The following is a 16654-nucleotide window of genomic DNA, read 5'->3' as shown; positions in this document are numbered from 1 at the left end:
ACATTACTTATTCTAAAAGAAAATGAGCAAAAAGGGAATACTTTTTTGAAAAATTGTATAAGTATGCACAAAAAAACCGTTCATTTTATTATGAACGGTCGATTTCCAGTCATTAAATTGTATATTTTTTGCAAATATTAATGAATCAATCCCTCTTTTTCTAAAAATTGTTTCGCTACTCTTTCTGCACTTTTACCATTTACATTTACATCATAATTCATTTTTCTCATATCTTCATCTGATATTTTCCCAGCAAGTTTATTTAATGTCTGTTCAAGTTCAGGATATTTATCAAGCGTTTCTTTTCTTAATAAAGGAGCTCCTTGGTAAGGTGGGAATAACCCTTTATCATCTTCTAGTACTTGGAGGCCATATTGTTCAAGTTCGCTGTCAGTAGAATAAGCATCAATAACAGTAACCTCCCCCGACTCAATTGCACCATATCGTAACTTCGGCTCCATTGTTGTTACGTTTGCAATCTGGAAATTATACAATTTTTGCATCCCTTTATAGCCGTCTTCCCGATCTGCAAACTCTAACGTAAATCCAGCCTTAACATTTGCTGCAACATTTCGTAAATCTGAGATTGTTTTCACATTATACTGCTCTGCAACTTTTCTTGGCATTGCAAGTGCATATGTATTGTTATATTCCATCGGCTTTAGCATCACCATATGATATTTCTTTTCCATCCCTAGGCGTGCTTGTTCATATACTTCTTTACGATTTGTACTTTTTGGGTCTTCTTTTACAAAAGTAGATAAAGCAGTCCCTGAAAATTCAGGATACATATCAATTTCCCCTGATTTTAAAGCTTCAAAAACAAATGCTGTTTTCCCAAGTCCTGGTTTCAATTCTACATCTAAATCAGTATCTTGCTCGATCAGCTGCTTATACATTTGAATTAAAATTTCTGGTTCAGCTCCAAGCTTTCCAGCAATCACAATATCTTTCTTTTGCGTATTCCATAGAAATGGTGCAGCTATAACAACTACAATGATACATATTGCCGATATAATTCGCTTAGGAGAGCGTCCAGTGCTTTCAAACATCCGAAGTACTCCGTCAAAGAATAAAGCTAACAATGCGGCTGGTACAGCCCCTAATACGATAAGAGCATGGTCATTTCGATCTATACCGAGTAAAATAAGTTTTCCAAGCCCTCCAGCTCCTATTAAAGCAGCTAACGTAGCTGTTCCGACAATCAATACCATTGCCGTACGAATTCCAGCCATTATAATTGGCAATGCAAGAGGAAGTTCTACTCTCCATAATCTTCTAAAGCTATTCATTCCCATCGCTCTTGCTGCTTCAATAAGCGATGCATCTAACTTACGGATTCCCGTATATGTATTTCGTAAAATTGGCAATAACGCATACACAACTAGCGCGATAATTGCTGGCACCTTTCCAATACCAACAAGCGGAATTAAAAGCCCTAGTAAAGCCAATGAAGGAATTGTTTGCATAACAGCAGATGTGCCTATAATAAACTCAGCAATTCGCTCTCTTCTCGTTAACAAAATACCGAGTGGAACTGCAATCATCACCGCAAAGAATAAAGAAATAAGTGAAATTTGTAAGTGCTCAATCAGCGCACTAAGTAATTCTAATTTTCGTTCTTGAAACGTTTGTAATAATGCAGACACGGTTTACCCCCTCTCCTTCATTTGTCCAGCCAAATATGCCACAATATGACGGCTCGTTAATGTCCCCACGTATTGCCCCTCTCTTTCAATCGGGATTGCCTCTTCTGCTTCCAAACGAATCAACGCCTCTTGTAGTGAAGCATGCAGAGATAGAGGTAAAACATCATTGTCTACTTTTCTATCACTCGCAAGTGGCAACACATCTTCAATGCTCTTCCCTTCATACCAAGGGCGAACACGATTTCCAATAAATTCTTCTACAAAATCATTTACTGGGTTATGTATGATTCCTTCCGGTGTATCTAATTGAACGATTTTTCCTTTTCTCATCACGCAAATACGATCACCAAGTGTTAACGCTTCTTGCATATCATGTGTCACGAACACGATTGTTTTTTGAATTTTTTTCTGTAATTCTACAATATCCTTTTGCAACTGTTCTCGGCTTAATGGATCTAGCGCGCTAAATGGTTCATCCATGAGAACGATTTTCGGGTTAGCAGCCAGTGCTCTTACCACTCCCACACGTTGCTTCTGTCCACCAGATAATTCATCAGGCATACGATTTCGATATACATCTGGATCTAATCCAACCATATCAAGTAACTCATCCACACGCTCTCGAACTTTTTCTTTACTCCATTTTCTCATTTCAGGTACAATCGCAATATTTTCAGCAATTGTCATATGAGGAAACAATGCAATTTGTTGCAGAACGTACCCGATATCCCAACGCAGTTCATGAATATTGTAATCTTGGATGTCTTTTCCATCGATAGAGATGGAACCTTCTGTCGTTTCAATTAAACGATTAATCATTTTCATCGTTGTTGTTTTTCCGCAACCACTCGGACCGATAAGGACAAAAAACTCTCCTTTTTTAATTTCTAAATGTAATGAATCTACTGCTTTTGTACCATCTTCATATGCTTTTGACACATGATTAAATCGAATCACAAATACAACTCCCTTATTATTGTTTCTTTCATTCTGATAGAATCTTTCCTTCTTTTCAAATGATACGCTTTTTATTCACGAAAAAAGAGCCCTTACTTGAGCTCTAATGATCGAATAATACTGTTTTAATAATTGCTGCATATTCACGTATATATGCTTTCTTCTCTGAACGCCTTGGCGTTGGTGCCGCGAGTGACTCCATCTGCATTCCTAAACGCTTAGCAATAATTTTTGTTCGATATAGATGATATGTATTACTCACAACTACCGCGTGCATTACATGATATAAATCCATGCTAAACTTTAGATTTTCATAAGTACTTGTCGAACGATCCTCAATGAAAATACGATTCTCTTCAATTCCATGTTTTATTAAATAATTTCGCATGCTATGTGCTTCAGGAATGTCCTCATCTTCACCTTGTCCTCCAGATACAATTACTTTTGTTTCCGGATGAGAATTTAAATACATTAAGGCTACATCCAGTCGATTTTGAAGAGATAAAGAAGGTTTATCCCCAAATAATTTTGCACCTAAAATTAATACATATGGAGCGTTATCACTTAACTTTTCACAAGCAACTTTTTTCATTCGATATGTCATATACATTATGCATAATGGTGGAAATAATAAAATAACAAGTAGTATCCATTTGTTCATATATAAGCTTACACTCCCTTTCTTTATATTATATAGAAAAAGAAAGGGAGACAGAAGTGTTTTTTAGTGACTACGTTGTCCTGCGTTTTGAGCATTACGCCCTTTTTTAGAAGATGTATGACACTGAGTTTGATTTCCTTTATGTTTCGCTGATCCTAACGCTTTCGTTTTTCCCATTTTGTTTCACATCCTCTTTTTATATGGTTCCTTTATAGATTTTGTATTTTCTCTCTCGTCATACAATGGATTTATTGGAAGTTTCTCCTTATTTCAAGAGTATTTTTTATTTTTGGGATATCAAGATAAAGTGAAACTTTAATCAGTGGGGTTTTCTTTCCCACACTGATTATTAGCCCTCACCAATCGGACTTTTACGGGCAGTTGATCTCCCACCTAACATCCTTGTTTCTCTCTGCATCTTGAGGTGAGGATATTCCTTCCCGTTTATTCGGGATAAAAGGTTGCATTTAGTGCATTCATTACATTCTTATTGTATTTAATATATATTAAATACAATAAGAATATTGTAATATAGTGAAAAAGAGATGATTTTATGTTGAAAATAGGACAAAACAAAGTACGTTTAATTTCAGGAATTAGCTTATTAATATTGGTTATGACTAATTCTTTTATAAAAAGTGATTCTTGGGTCATTTGTATAGATGTCATTTTAGTCTTGGTTAACTTATTTCTATTTATTATTTCTAGAGATATAACAAAAGCCGATTTACTTAGAAAAAAAGGTAAGTTAGATGAAATGAAATAATTTTGTGTTATTTTTAAGGATGAAAAGAGAAAGTAAATTTTTATTCAAAAGTTTTTATTTCTTTTAAGAATACATGAGATTCTGTAACTTTGATTCAAACTATGTATTATAATGAAATATGCGATAAAACCTATATCTAAAAAGGGGGCGATTCTATTATGTATAAACTCAAAACAACAGAAACCAACAATAGTGTAATCGAGTTTATTGAAAATGTTGACAGCCTAAAAAAACGAGAAGACGCATATCAGTTATTAGATATCTTTACTGAAACAACAGGTTATCCAGCAAAGATGTGGGGACCAAGCATAATTGGATTTGGTACATACCACTATAAATATGCATCTGGTCATGAAGGAGATGCACCATTAGTAGGCTTTTCCCCTCGTAAAGCCAAGATTAGTTTATATTTTGCGACGGGTGACCCTAAGCGAGAAGAATTATTAAAAGACTTTGGAAAACATACATCTGGAAAAGCGTGTATATACATTAATAAAGTAGCAGATATTGATCTTAATGTTCTAAAAGCATTAATTAAACAATCTGTCGTTTTTTTACAAGAAACGTATCCAGATCGTTAATATGTGTATAGCAATTAAACGAATGAAGCAACAGGTGTTTTGAATACAAGTCAAAAAAATACCACTTAAATAGAAAGTGGCAAATTTAACTTATTAGGAATATCAGCTTTAAAATGCGGAGTATGTTGTATAGAAAAAGAATATCCTTCTTGAACAAACGATAGTTCATTCTTACTAAACTGACAAGGTACATCATTTTGTCTTAGATGATTCTGAACCTTTTGTATGAAGTGTAGACTTGGTGTTCCAAATGAAACATGTATCTTTGGAGGCAAAGCTTTCATTGCAATTGGAATCCAAGTTCTCCCCTTCCAACTTGCAACAATATGGGCTGTGCCACCAATCATAAAGTTTAAAATTCCACCATCTTCAAATGTTTTCATGCATAAATTAGATTTTAGCCATTCTCTAAATATAGGTACATTTTCAACTGGGCAACCTATTTCTCTCATATAAAGAATGTTTAAAGGTGTATGTGGAACTAAAACACCTTCATCAATATATTTATGTGCAATAATCTCTAGAAGATTTATGTGCAATAATCTCTAGAAGATTTCCATCCCCATCGCGAAAATATAAATTTAATCGATTATCCTCTTCATCAATGTCATGACCGTCTTCCCATTTTACAATAAGCAAACCAGATTCCTGAATCCGTTTTGCTGCTTCATAAAATTTTGAAAATGGTACTTGAAAAGCAAAATGAGCAGGTGAAATTGGCTCATATGCTTCTTCAAAAGATAAAGTTACATGTGGCGCTAATCGAAAACTTATCTGTTTATCCGTTTTTAATAAAATTGGGATCCCGAGGCGTTCTCCATATACTTGTTCTACGCCTTGAATAGATACTGTCTGTAATCTCAGCTCTGAAAAATGTGTAATCATCCTTATTCACCACCTTAATTTCCATACATAAAATCAATTTTATTAAAAATTCTTCTATTTATATCACTATTCTGTGGACCTTATTAATTGAAATCGTTTTCACAAAGGTGCTAGAGGCAATGAATAATAGAACATTGCCCTCTAAAAAATTATCACTCAACCCCTAATTGCTTTTTCACTTCTTTATACACGCTCATATATGCTTTTAACTCTTTGAAAAGATCATGAATTAATGGTTTTGCATCTTCACTAAGTTCACCATCTTGTACGTATAAACCGTCTAGTACAACTTGTTTTGGAATCGCATTTGCATATACGCCTCGCGCGACAATCCGCATGCTATTAAGCGCGTTTATACCGCCTTTTCCGCCGCCTGCAACCGCCAATAAAGCAACTGGTTTATGGACAAATTCACTGCTACTTAAGAAATCTAATGCATTTTTGAGCGCACCACTCATCGCATTATGATATTCAGGTGTGCAAAGGACAACACCATCAGCTTCTTTCACTATTGTTTTTAATTTAGTTACCGCTTCTAGTTCACGTTGTGATTCTTCACCGTTATATAAAGGCAATTGTTCTGTTGCTAAATCATATAACTCTCCTTCAAATTGTTCTGCAATATATTTTGCAATGACACGTGTTCTACCAAATTTACGTGGTGTTCCGTTAATTACAACTAATTTCATGTTTATTTCTCCCCTTTGTTTTAAGTTCTACCTCTATACTATCAGAAAATTCTACACAAAAAACAGTAAAAAGAGGGAAAAGCTTTGAGAAAATAGTATGAGAAATACAAAAAGAACTCATACTTTCGTATGAGTTCCTGATATATCAATTAATCATTCTTTACAACAGCGTGTCCGCCGAACTGATTTCGAAGTGCTGAAACAACTGTAGTCGCTTCTGAACTACTAGTAACTTCAGCTAATTCCGTAATTGATTTATGTACAGCATCTTGCGGATGTTTAATAATATGTTCAGCAATACTTCGAAGCTTCGGTGATAAACCATTTAATGAAGCCCGAATCTTTCCTATTCCACTTTTTGTACCAGACATGATGTATCTTCCCCTTCCATAGTAGCTCTATCGTACCTAATTATCGAAAGAAGAAAAATCTTTATTGGATATTGTTATGTATTTTATATGCTTTTGTATATTTTGCAGTGTCGTCTTTATACCGTAATAATCCTGTTCTTATATTGACTTCTACCTCTTCATCAATATATGTAGTACGGAATGTTATCGTTTCATTTTACAAGCGACTAGGCAAAATTTTAAACTTATATAATACTCCGTAACGTTTTGGAATCGTAACATAGAATTGGTTATTTGAACTTGTAATCTGAATCGCTTCATTGTTTTCTGTTATGTATTCTCCTACACATTCGGATAGATTTAAACAATTTTGTTCATACGAGCGTATAGCTACTGGCACCTCAACATCTTCCTATACAACACCATTTTTCACAGCATACAAAGCCGCTTGCGTCCGATCATCTACTTCTAATTTAGCAAGTACATTTGAAACATGTGTTTTAACTGTCTGTTCTGTAATATGAAGCTCTGCTGCAATTTCTTTATTACTTCTTCCTTTCGCAATTTCACGCAGTACTTCTTTTTCCCTTTTTGTCAGCATAGAAAAACTATCTTTTTTTTCCTCTTTCACTGCCGGTCGTCCTAACAAAGCAGGCGTTACTTTCGGATGGAAATTTGCATTGCCTTGATGTACAGCAATAATAGAAGCAACAAGTTGATCTGGCTGTACTTCTTTTAGTTGATAACCATCCGCACCAGCTTCCATCGCTGGAAGAACGTAATCTTGCTCTGAAAAACTGCTTAACATAAGGATTTTAATTGTCGCATCATATTGCTTCAATCTTTTTGTCGCTTCAATTCCATCCATTTTCGGCATTGATAAATCCATTAATACTACATCTGGCCTTTCTTTTCGAACAAACGCTAACGCCTCTTCCCCATTCTCTGCTTCTCCTATAATTTCAAATTCCTCTTTCGTTTTTAAGAAGAATACAAGTCCCCTTCGCACAATATGATGATCCTCTACAAGTAATAATTTAATTTTCAATGTGTTTCTCCCTTTCAAACCGGTAATTGAATCTCAATCTTTGTCCCCTGTCCCGGTTTCGTTCTTATTCGAAATGTTCCTTTCATCAATTCAATTCGTTCTTTCATACTTTTTAAACCAAGTGCTGAACCTCTCACTGTTTCTCTAATAAACCCAATGCCGTCATCTTCAATTTGAAAGTTCAACTTATTATTTTCTATTTTCAAGCTAACAGATACTCTCTCACATGAAGCATGTTTTTTACAATTATGTAAGGCTTCCTGACTCACACGCCACAGTACTTCTTCTATTTCATCACCAATTGAAATAACTCCATCAATTCGAATTGCTACTTGAATACCTAATAGCTTTCCGTAATTCTGTACTGCTTCTGCAAGCCCTTTTTCTAATCCTTCTGGCCGTAATTGCCAAATTAATAATGTCATCTCTTGCAGCGCTTCTTGCGATAATTCCCCTATGTAACGGAGCATCTCTTGTAATTCTTTGTCCTTTGCCATATCAAGAGTCCCTCTAGCAGTTAACATAATAGAAAATAGCAATTGTTTCACCGAATCGTGTAAATCACGTGCGAGTCGATTTCTCTCCGCTACAATTACATACTTGCGCTCTTTCTCAACTAGCCTAATTCGTTGTATCGTTGTTCCAATTTGGAATGCAATCGCCTCTAATAACGCTAGTTCTTCTTCTGAAAAATGTGTTTTATGAGGTGAAGCAACATTTAATAAACCGAACTTCTCGCTGCCAGCACGAAGAGGAATCGTCGCATGGTGTGTAATCTCTTCGGTCTCTCCCCAATTATATTCAATAGCATCTTCAATTCGTTTACACTCAATGATATTTGTTGCCTTTTCTAAACGTCCATTTACGAATCGATTCACGCACCAACAATCTCCTTCACACATCGGCTTCTTTTCCCGCCATGTGAGTGCTGGTGGCAAATTCCTATCAACAAGCATACGATGCGTTCCTTTTTCATCAATAAAAAAAATCCAACCTGTTTGTAAATTCATAACTTGCAATAATGTATGTAATACTTTTTCCAACATTTCCTGTAAATCAGTTGCCTCATTTAACAACTCTGCAATTTCTTTTAACGCCTCTAACCGGCGCATTTGCTTTTCATCATAATTCATGTTCATCACCAACTACCATTATAACATTAAGAAATTTCTAAATACTATAAATTAAAAAAGAAGCTGAATGTATCAGCTTCTTTACTCTATATCAATAACTTTTCGATTTGTTGTATTTGTTTACTAATCTTGCAGTTCCGAACGACCAAGAGCCGTCTAAGTATTGTTCCATTCCTTTTCTCCCGCATTTTTGTTTCTCTTCACTGCACTTCGGCATGTAAACAAGACTTAAAGTGTCCAATTGCAAACTCATGTCCTTGTTCATTAAAAGAAGCCACTGCTTTTTCATGTACAACGATGTGAAATCCTTTATTATAGGCATCCACTGCTGTATGTAGAACACAAATATCCGTACATACACCAACAAGGTGGACTTCTTGTATTCCTCTTTCTCTTAGTTTCATTTCTAAGTCCGTTCCAGCAAAAGCACTATAACGTGTTTTGTCCATATAGTATACATTCTCATTGTCTTGATATTTTTCATACACCTTTTGTAACTCTCCGTATAAATCTCTTCCTTTTGTTCCCGCTATATTATGTGGTGGAAATAATTGTGTCTCAGGATGATAGGAATCATTCTTTTCATGTTTATCAATGGCAAACACAACATAATCTCCGTTTTCAATATACTGCTTCGTAATCGCTACAAGATGCTGTTCAATATCTTGTCCCGGCTTTCCACACGTTAAAGCACCATCTTCTGCTACAAAATCATATGTATAATCAATATTTATAAGAGCACGTTTCATCACTCATTCTCCTCCCTACTCGTTTCACGCTAAACAATAGAAAACGTGTTTTTACGACGCAATATATTTTATTCGACATTTTCAAACAAATCCCTACGAAACATTTATATTTAAAGTATAGGTATATATATTATCACTTTCATTTGATTTGGATATATTGATTGCAATACATCGGTAATTTCAAAATCTGGTCCTTCTCTTCTTTCATAATTCGAGTTTGGTAGCCATGTACCATAAATATACCTTCTCGTATTTTGAACTAAATCAGTCGAACCATTTACTTTGAATTCAGCATATTTACCTTCTGGAATTTCAAAATTAACAAACCCATCGTCTAATTCTGCAGCACTCCCCTGTACTTCTTCTCCAATAATGAACGAAAAATTACCATCATCATGAAAATTACATGCGATACCATATGACATATTAGGTGCAATTTTCTCAAGAATCCTCAAATAATATTCATTACTTCCAAAGTCAAAATAAAATTTTGGAATTTCCTCAAAGTATTTTTCATTGTTTAGATTAGTTTTATATTCAAAACCGATAATATCCCTTTTGCTTAGTTGTACAATATTAGGTTTATTCATAATCAAGTCTCCCTTCATCTCCTTTTTATAGTCAAAAAAATTCATTTTAGCTTGTAAATGTAAAGCGATTTCTGACTTTCGATATTTAGCAGGAGTCATTCCAAAATAATTTACAAATGCCCGTGTAAATGCCTCTTGTGAGTTATATTGAAAATCAATCGCAATTTCTAATATATTCTTTCTTGTTTCCCTTAATGAAATGGCAGCTTCAGATAGCCTTCTATTTCTTATATATTCTTGTACAGAAAAACCTGTAATCGCTTGAAACAGCCTTCGAAAATGAAACGGAGAAAAACAAGATTGCGAAGAAACTTCAACAACATTAAGTCTGTCCTGTAGATTGCTTTCAATAAATTCAATAGAGTTTTGGATTTTTTCGAAATAATCCATCTTCACTCCCCCCTCTTTTAATCTATTTTATATTTTCATCAAAATATTTTTTGATAATTTGTGCTAATTCTTATTGTAACTTATTCAAATTCTTCTTAATGTGTATTTATAAAAAGATAAATTGAAACTTTAATAAGTGGGGGATTCTCCATCCTCCATTAATTATTTCCCCTCACCAATCGGGCTTTTATGGGCAGTTACTCTCCTGCCTAATTTCTTTATTTTCACCGAATTTTGAGGTGGGAGTCTTACTGCCCGCAAATGGTAGAATCGGAATAAAAACCAAAAAGGTACATCACTCTTTATCGTGATGTACCTTTCCCTCTCTAACATAACAGAGTATTACCTTTTTAATGTGCAGGTTTATTTTCAAATTTAGCCTGTACAAAGTTAATAACTTTTCCCGCTGGATTATTATTTTCAAATTGAACTGCAGTTATTGTATGATACCCTGTCTCTAACGTTTTTTGTTTTAATTCTACTGTTGTCTGCGTCATGCTAGTAACATGATGTTTATCTTCAAATATATTATCTACGAATACGAATGTTTCTTTATCATTTTGAAAATCGGCAAGTTCTAATTCAACTTGCTGAATTAGAGTATCCTTCTTTACAAATACAGTTGGTATCTTCCCATCTTCAGAAGTACCATCTGGCGTGATTACTTTTACTTTCCCTTCACCAATTGGCATTGTTCCCTCTGGAAAAGGAGTCACACTCTCATCACTTGCATTTACAACTTGTTCTTCTTTTACTGGCTGAGTTTCTTCTTTTCCATTCGGGACACCACACCCCACCAGTAACAAAGCAGACAATCCAGTGATTATGAATTTCTTCAAAATTCATCCCCCCTGTAAATTTATTCTTTATTTATTATACAGAAATAATTATCTGTTCTAAGTTCAGTTTTTTAAACTTCCGTGAACAAACATTCTGTTCATCATTACTGTACCATACTTTCTTTTTTAACATCATTAATTTTTTCAAGAAATAATTAGAAATTCCTTCTTACTCTCCATTCTAGCCCATTATCACTAAAAAATATTCTCCTCTAGAAAAATTAGAAAAAGACATTGATACATCCAATGTCTTTTTCTAATTTTTCACATAACATCCTACAAAATAAACTTTGTAATATCTTTTACTTCTTTTCGAGCAAGTTTCTTCGGTTTATCTTTTGGATACCCTAGCGAAATTACCATATTAATTTGTTTCTCAGGCTCAATCTGTAAATATTGTCGCAGTTCATTTTGAGCTAATAACACCGGCCCTGTCATCGGGCAGGTCCCAAGACCTCTTGCATATGCTGCTAACATTAAATTTTGCGCAGCTAAACAACTACTCTTAATCCCCTCTTCTTCCCATACTGAATCTGGAACGAAGTCAATTGGATCAAATATCTTTTCACGAAACTTTGACTCATATGGTGTAGCTAAACATACGATTAAAACCGGTGCATCAGAAAAAGCAGTTGCATATGGTCCAAACGAACGCGTAAGTAATTTGCCTGCTTTTTCTTCTCCTTTTTCCGTTGCTTTTTCAGCCAATTTATGTAAAGCATCCCATGTCATTTGCTCAATTTCTTTAATTTTATTCCGATTCATAATAACAATAAATTCCCACGTTTGTGAGTTCGTATCGCTTGGAGCATAACGAGCACAATCAATAATTTCCTCTATGTCACCAATAGATACTTCTTGTTCTGTAAACTTCCGAACACTGCGTCGTCCGTGAATTACTTCTTTAAATGCTTCATAATTCATATACATAAAATCCCCTTTTATAGCGTTTTCAAAAATTGTCCTATGCTTAATTATATCACGAAAAAAAGCTGGAGGAATACCAGCTTCATTTTCCTTGCGCATTCAATTTATTACTTTAAAGGTAGCGATGCTTTCTTCATAAGCTTCTTGTAACTTCCTTGTAACAGGTCCCCGTTCACCATTACCAAATGATTCGTCTCCAATTTGAATGACAGGGAGTATTTCAAGGGGTGTTGCTGTAAAGAAGCATTCATCTGCCTCGTATACTTCTTGTAATGAAAACCCTCGCTCTTCTACTTCAATATGTAGAGCTGTTGCTAATGAAATGACATGATGACGAGTAATTCCATGTAAAATAAGTTGATCCGCTGGGTGCGTAATCACTTTATTATTTTTTATAATAAAGAAATTCGAATGGCATCCTTCTGTTACAATTCCATCTCGAACTAATATCGCTTCTTGATACCCTTCTTCATTAATTTTATTCTTAATCATAATATTAGGAAGAAGATTTAAAGATTTGATATGGCAAAACTTCCAGCGAATATCCTCTTCCACTGTTACTTTTATTCCCTTTTCCATTAGAGATAGCGGTCTCGGGAATGAAACAATGTTTGCAAAACAAGTTGGCTCTAGATTTGATTCATATACATGATTTCGTGGCTGCATGCCTCTTGAAATTTGAATATACACATTCCCATCTTCTTGAAATTGATTTTTCTCAATTAATTGCTGAAGTTGTTCAATTAATTCTTCTTTTGTAAAAGGTGGAACAAGATGAATTTCCTTCATAGATTTAAAGAATCTTTCTAAGTGTAAATCTAGTAGGTGAGGTTTCCCATTATATAAACGAAACACTTCATATATACCATCACCAAATTGTAAACCTCGCTCTTCTAATGCAACCATTGGCTGTTCTTCCTTCATATTCACAATTCTTCCATTAAACAAAATCCAATCTTTATGAACACCTGTTGCCATATTACCACTCCTTTCCTAATAATTATTTTCATTTTACAACTTATTTGCACTTAATAGTGATGATTTTTCAGTTATTTAAGAATATAAAAACACATCACAATTTAATAGTGATGTGTTTTTATAGGTTATTTACTTATTTCAGAAAGTATTTTTCAATATCATCCAACATAAGATTTGCCGCTTTAATGCCGCCTGCTGTATTCCAAATAACTTCATCTACTTCGAATACTTTATTATTTTTGGAAGCTTGTAGCTGTTTAAAGAGTGGGTCTTCTGTCCATTCTTTCGCTATCGTATTTCCTTCATTATTTTTATTAGCATCTTTATCAGATGTGAAATAGAATAAGTAGTCTCCATCCATATTTGGAATTTGCTCTTTTGTAACACCTTTTATCGCAAAATCATCCTTATCTTGAAGTGTTGGCCTCTTAAATCCGATATCTTGCAAAACAACACCAGAGAATGAATTCTTTTGATAAATACGAACATCACCTGGAACGAAACGAATGATAGAAACTTTAGATACTATTTTATCTCCTAGTTTCTCTTTTATCGCTTCAATACGTTTCTTATAATCATCCAGCGCTTTTTGACCTTCTTTTTCTTTATTTACGGCTTTTGTGTATAACGTAAAGTTTTCTTTCCAATCCCCGCGTAGTGCTTCAGCATAAACAGTAGGTGCAATCTCTTTTAATTGTTCATATACTTTTTCATGACGCATCTTATTCCCAATAATTAAATCAGGCTTTAATTTCATAATCGCCTCTAAATTAACGTCACGCTCAGTTCCTACAACTTTTGTATCTTTCAATTCTTTTGCTAAATGCGGATACCATTCTTCACCAGCTCTTGGTTTTGTAGAACCAACCGGTGTAACTCCTACCGCTAAAAGTGCCTCGGCACCTTCATTTGTTAGGACAACGACTCTTTTAGGTATTCCTTTAATCGTTGTTTCCCCCATCGCATGCTTAATTACATACGATTCTTTTCCTTCTGCTGCTGTATTCGTTTCTTTCTTCTCTTCTTTGCCACATCCTGCAATCATAACCGTTAACATTACAATGCAGAGAATAAAGATATTTTTAGTTCGAGTCATATGTCCTCCTAGATGAAATTGATTATCATTAACATTTTAAAGATTAATGTATTGACTAAAAGTTGTCAATATATTTTAAAATTTTTTCTAGAATATGTTCTCTCAACTATTCCAACATGGATACAATTTCATCCTACCGATAAACATGGAAAATGAACAGGCATACAAAAGTAATTGTCACTTCAATCAATGCATAACACATGTTTTGACTTGCCCTTTTCAACACGAATTGCATAGCTATTACAATGATAAGTCCAATTTGCATGTTTATAATTTTAATATATTATTTCCTCACAAAAAGCCCTCCCTCTAAGTTCTTCTGTTTGCAAGACATTCAAGGCAGGGTGTCATTCAATTCTATTGTTAATCTTTTATATTTTAATATTGATCATATTTGATATAAGATGGATCATTATATATCCACTGATTTCCTCCTAGGTTTAGCCAACTGTTTTGGTTTGCGTATACTAAATAGGATTCTGGAGAATTTAACTGACGAATCACTGAAGACGATGTTGATGGACCGCTTCTTAAATTCACATTCGTCCCTCGAATATTCGCCACTCCAATCGGACTTCCATCACTATTTCCGTATTTCACATAATCAATATACGATGGATCATTATATATCCATTGGCCTGCCCCTAAATCTAGCCAACCGTTACTTTCCTGATAAACTACATACGATTCTGGAGAATTTAACTGACGAATCACTGAGGATGATGTTGATGGGCCGCTTCTTAAATTCACGTTCTTTCCTCGAATATATGCTACACCTTTTGTTTGAGGAGCTGGACTTGGCGGTTCTGGATTTGGTGGGTTTGGATTTGCCGTTAATCCTAAGATTACAGCAATTCCTCTTGCATATGCTTGGCATAAATCTTCTATAAACTGCGGATTTTTCAATAAATTTGCATCAAATGTTGTATCAATAAAAGCTGTTTCTGTTAATAAAGCATCCATAGCTGTTTCCCTTAGTACTGCATAATTGGCCTTTTTTGCACCACGATCACGCAAACCGTATTTCGTTAAAACAGGATTAACTGCCACATGCATCTTTTGTTGCTTGGCTGCTGCAGAACTGCTATCTGATAGTCCATTATAAATATAACTTTCAAAACCTGTTCCACCGCCACTATTAATATGAAATGAGATGAAAAAATCTGCTCCGAAAGAATTAGCAATATTTGCACGTTCTGATAATGAGATAAAGACATCACTATCGCGCGTCATCTTAATATTAATTGCATAATTTGCAAGTAAAATATCTCGAACACGCTTAGCAATTTGAAGTGTTAGATTTTTTTCAACCAAACCGTTTCCAACAGCACCGGAATCGTATCCGCCATGACCTGCATCTATAACTAGCTTCATATACCATTTCCTTTCTATATTTAATAGAGCTTATATTTATGCTCGTCCTATTTTATGTACAACATAAAAATTTGGTTACAAAACAAACAAAAAAACCACCTTATGTAAGGCGATTTCCATCATCTCGATTGAGCCAATTTAAAATAAATATGTACGACTGATAATGAACATGCCGTATACAAAACAAACAAAATAGAATAGCCATTCCACTGCCACTATATATTAAGCCAAACTTCAAAAAAATGTTCAACATTGGTGGAAAGTGGATTGCATTTTGTAATACATACAAAGTAAAAAACAAAATAAAAAATACCGGAATGTATTGCCATTCATACGGTTTACGCTTTTTACGCATCATTTTCCGGATGAAAATTTGGCATAGTTCTGCTCCTATAAAACAACTCCCTATTAGTAAAAAACCAGACGTCATCGTCATACATCCACCTGCCTTATATTCATTTCTTTCCTTAGTTAACTTCTTTCCTTTTAGAAGCGTTTTATGTACATTTCACCGTTCCATATAAAGCCGAGTCCCTCTATAAAAGATTTAGCTTGTTTAGTTAGATCCCCTTGTAACACCTTGATATCTTTCATATCTCTACTCTTCATCATTTCTTCAAATGTAAAATAAGTGTTCGTTCCATATCCGTAACCTTGATAATCAAAATGAATTATTAAATTAGATAATATAGCACGCTCACCTTGAACGGTATAATCAATTACACCAATATATGTATCATCAATTTTTATACAATATTGAACTTCCTTTATATTCAAACCATTAGAAGCAAACATTTCTTCAACAACTTTTTTTGTTTCTGTATTCACTTTTTCAAACGTAATCATATTTTGTCCATCCTTTTATTATTATTGTATCAACTACAATACGTATTTATGAAAAAAACCTTAAGATCGTATGTGAACTGTACCCCGAATCGTGGACACTTAAAAAAAGTCCATGCTTCGGGGTTTTTGTGTATCTTTACACTCAT

The 16654-nt window shown here is 34.3% G+C and carries 18 protein-coding genes and 2 pseudogenes; 2 read left to right on the top strand and 18 right to left on the bottom strand.

The genetic code is table 11. The features are described 5' to 3' along the window. Positions 1-137: 137 nt before the first annotated feature. From JDS96_RS19000 to JDS96_RS18990, 3 genes are all read right to left on the bottom strand, one after another. On the bottom strand, positions 138-1649 hold the full coding sequence (locus JDS96_RS19000) for an ABC transporter permease/substrate-binding protein (RefSeq protein WP_199667694.1): 1512 nt from the start codon (positions 1647-1649) through the stop codon (positions 138-140). 3 nt (positions 1650-1652) lie between these two features. Continuing rightward, entirely contained in the window at positions 1653-2606 is a 954-nt protein-coding gene (locus JDS96_RS18995; protein ID WP_003207125.1) for an ABC transporter ATP-binding protein, read from the bottom strand. A gap of 103 nt (positions 2607-2709) precedes the next feature. After that, positions 2710-3267, bottom strand: a complete 558-nt coding sequence (locus JDS96_RS18990) for a YdcF family protein (RefSeq protein ID WP_006094751.1) — start codon at positions 3265-3267, stop codon at positions 2710-2712. Positions 3268-3820: 553 nt separating this feature from the next. Here JDS96_RS18990 and JDS96_RS18985 point away from each other — a divergent pair. Both JDS96_RS18985 and JDS96_RS18980 read left to right on the top strand, forming a co-directional pair. Then, positions 3821-4033 (top strand): hypothetical protein, encoded by a 213-nt coding sequence (locus JDS96_RS18985; protein ID WP_003197440.1) that lies wholly within the window; start codon positions 3821-3823, stop codon positions 4031-4033. Between the two features lie 158 nt (positions 4034-4191). Continuing rightward, positions 4192-4614 (top strand): DUF1801 domain-containing protein, encoded by a 423-nt coding sequence (locus JDS96_RS18980; protein ID WP_003197438.1) that lies wholly within the window; start codon positions 4192-4194, stop codon positions 4612-4614. Between the two features lie 65 nt (positions 4615-4679). Here JDS96_RS18980 and JDS96_RS18975 read toward each other — a convergent pair. The 15 genes and pseudogenes from JDS96_RS18975 to JDS96_RS18905 all read right to left on the bottom strand — a co-directional run bounded on the left by JDS96_RS18975 (position 4680) and on the right by JDS96_RS18905 (position 16508). Then, positions 4680-5499 (bottom strand): annotated as a pseudogene (locus JDS96_RS18975) (VOC family protein). A 152-nt stretch (positions 5500-5651) separates the two neighbouring features. Then, on the bottom strand, positions 5652-6188 hold the full coding sequence (locus JDS96_RS18970) for an NADPH-dependent FMN reductase (protein ID WP_006094747.1): 537 nt from the start codon (positions 6186-6188) through the stop codon (positions 5652-5654). Positions 6189-6397: 209 nt separating this feature from the next. Beyond that, positions 6398-6559 (bottom strand): annotated as a pseudogene (locus JDS96_RS18965) (MurR/RpiR family transcriptional regulator); the annotation flags it as partial. Positions 6560-6755: 196 nt separating this feature from the next. After that, positions 6756-6938 carry a hypothetical protein gene (locus tag JDS96_RS18960; RefSeq protein ID WP_199667692.1) on the bottom strand — a complete coding sequence of 61 codons (183 nt, stop codon included), beginning with the start codon at positions 6936-6938 and terminating at the stop codon, positions 6756-6758. 12 nt (positions 6939-6950) lie between these two features. Further along, complete coding sequence (locus tag JDS96_RS18955) at positions 6951-7586, bottom strand: response regulator (RefSeq protein WP_003197417.1); 636 nt, start codon at positions 7584-7586, stop codon at positions 6951-6953. Positions 7587-7600: 14 nt separating this feature from the next. Beyond that, positions 7601-8719 carry a GAF domain-containing sensor histidine kinase gene (locus JDS96_RS18950; RefSeq protein ID WP_199667707.1) on the bottom strand — a complete coding sequence of 373 codons (1119 nt, stop codon included), beginning with the start codon at positions 8717-8719 and terminating at the stop codon, positions 7601-7603. A 200-nt stretch (positions 8720-8919) separates the two neighbouring features. Next, positions 8920-9468, bottom strand: coding sequence for a cysteine hydrolase family protein (locus JDS96_RS18945; protein ID WP_018766414.1), 549 nt, complete (start codon positions 9466-9468; stop codon positions 8920-8922). Between the two features lie 110 nt (positions 9469-9578). Continuing rightward, entirely contained in the window at positions 9579-10448 is an 870-nt protein-coding gene (locus tag JDS96_RS18940) for an AraC family transcriptional regulator (RefSeq protein ID WP_199667691.1), read from the bottom strand. A gap of 350 nt (positions 10449-10798) precedes the next feature. Continuing rightward, on the bottom strand, positions 10799-11287 hold the full coding sequence (locus JDS96_RS18935) for a hypothetical protein (RefSeq protein WP_199667690.1): 489 nt from the start codon (positions 11285-11287) through the stop codon (positions 10799-10801). Positions 11288-11563: 276 nt separating this feature from the next. Beyond that, on the bottom strand, positions 11564-12211 hold the full coding sequence (locus tag JDS96_RS18930; RefSeq protein WP_199667689.1) for a nitroreductase family protein: 648 nt from the start codon (positions 12209-12211) through the stop codon (positions 11564-11566). A 102-nt stretch (positions 12212-12313) separates the two neighbouring features. Then, complete coding sequence (dat, locus tag JDS96_RS18925) at positions 12314-13192, bottom strand: D-amino-acid transaminase (RefSeq protein WP_003197405.1); 879 nt, start codon at positions 13190-13192, stop codon at positions 12314-12316. A 133-nt stretch (positions 13193-13325) separates the two neighbouring features. Next, positions 13326-14288 (bottom strand): ABC transporter substrate-binding protein, encoded by a 963-nt coding sequence (locus tag JDS96_RS18920; protein WP_033798849.1) that lies wholly within the window; start codon positions 14286-14288, stop codon positions 13326-13328. A 378-nt stretch (positions 14289-14666) separates the two neighbouring features. Then, positions 14667-15662, bottom strand: a complete 996-nt coding sequence (locus JDS96_RS18915) for an N-acetylmuramoyl-L-alanine amidase (protein ID WP_003207118.1) — start codon at positions 15660-15662, stop codon at positions 14667-14669. Positions 15663-15762: 100 nt separating this feature from the next. Beyond that, the gene (locus JDS96_RS18910; RefSeq protein ID WP_018766421.1) at positions 15763-16092 is read right to left on the bottom strand and encodes a hypothetical protein; all 330 of its coding nucleotides are present in this window, start codon (positions 16090-16092) and stop codon (positions 15763-15765) included. A gap of 56 nt (positions 16093-16148) precedes the next feature. Next, positions 16149-16508 carry a GNAT family N-acetyltransferase gene (locus JDS96_RS18905; protein WP_018782142.1) on the bottom strand — a complete coding sequence of 120 codons (360 nt, stop codon included), beginning with the start codon at positions 16506-16508 and terminating at the stop codon, positions 16149-16151. Between the last annotated feature and the right edge of the window lie 146 nt (positions 16509-16654).

This window comes from Bacillus cereus group sp. N21 (assembly GCF_016483395.1).
Taxonomy (GTDB): domain Bacteria; phylum Bacillota; class Bacilli; order Bacillales; family Bacillaceae_G; genus Bacillus_A; species Bacillus_A pseudomycoides.
This window is presented reverse-complemented; position numbering and strand designations above follow the sequence as displayed.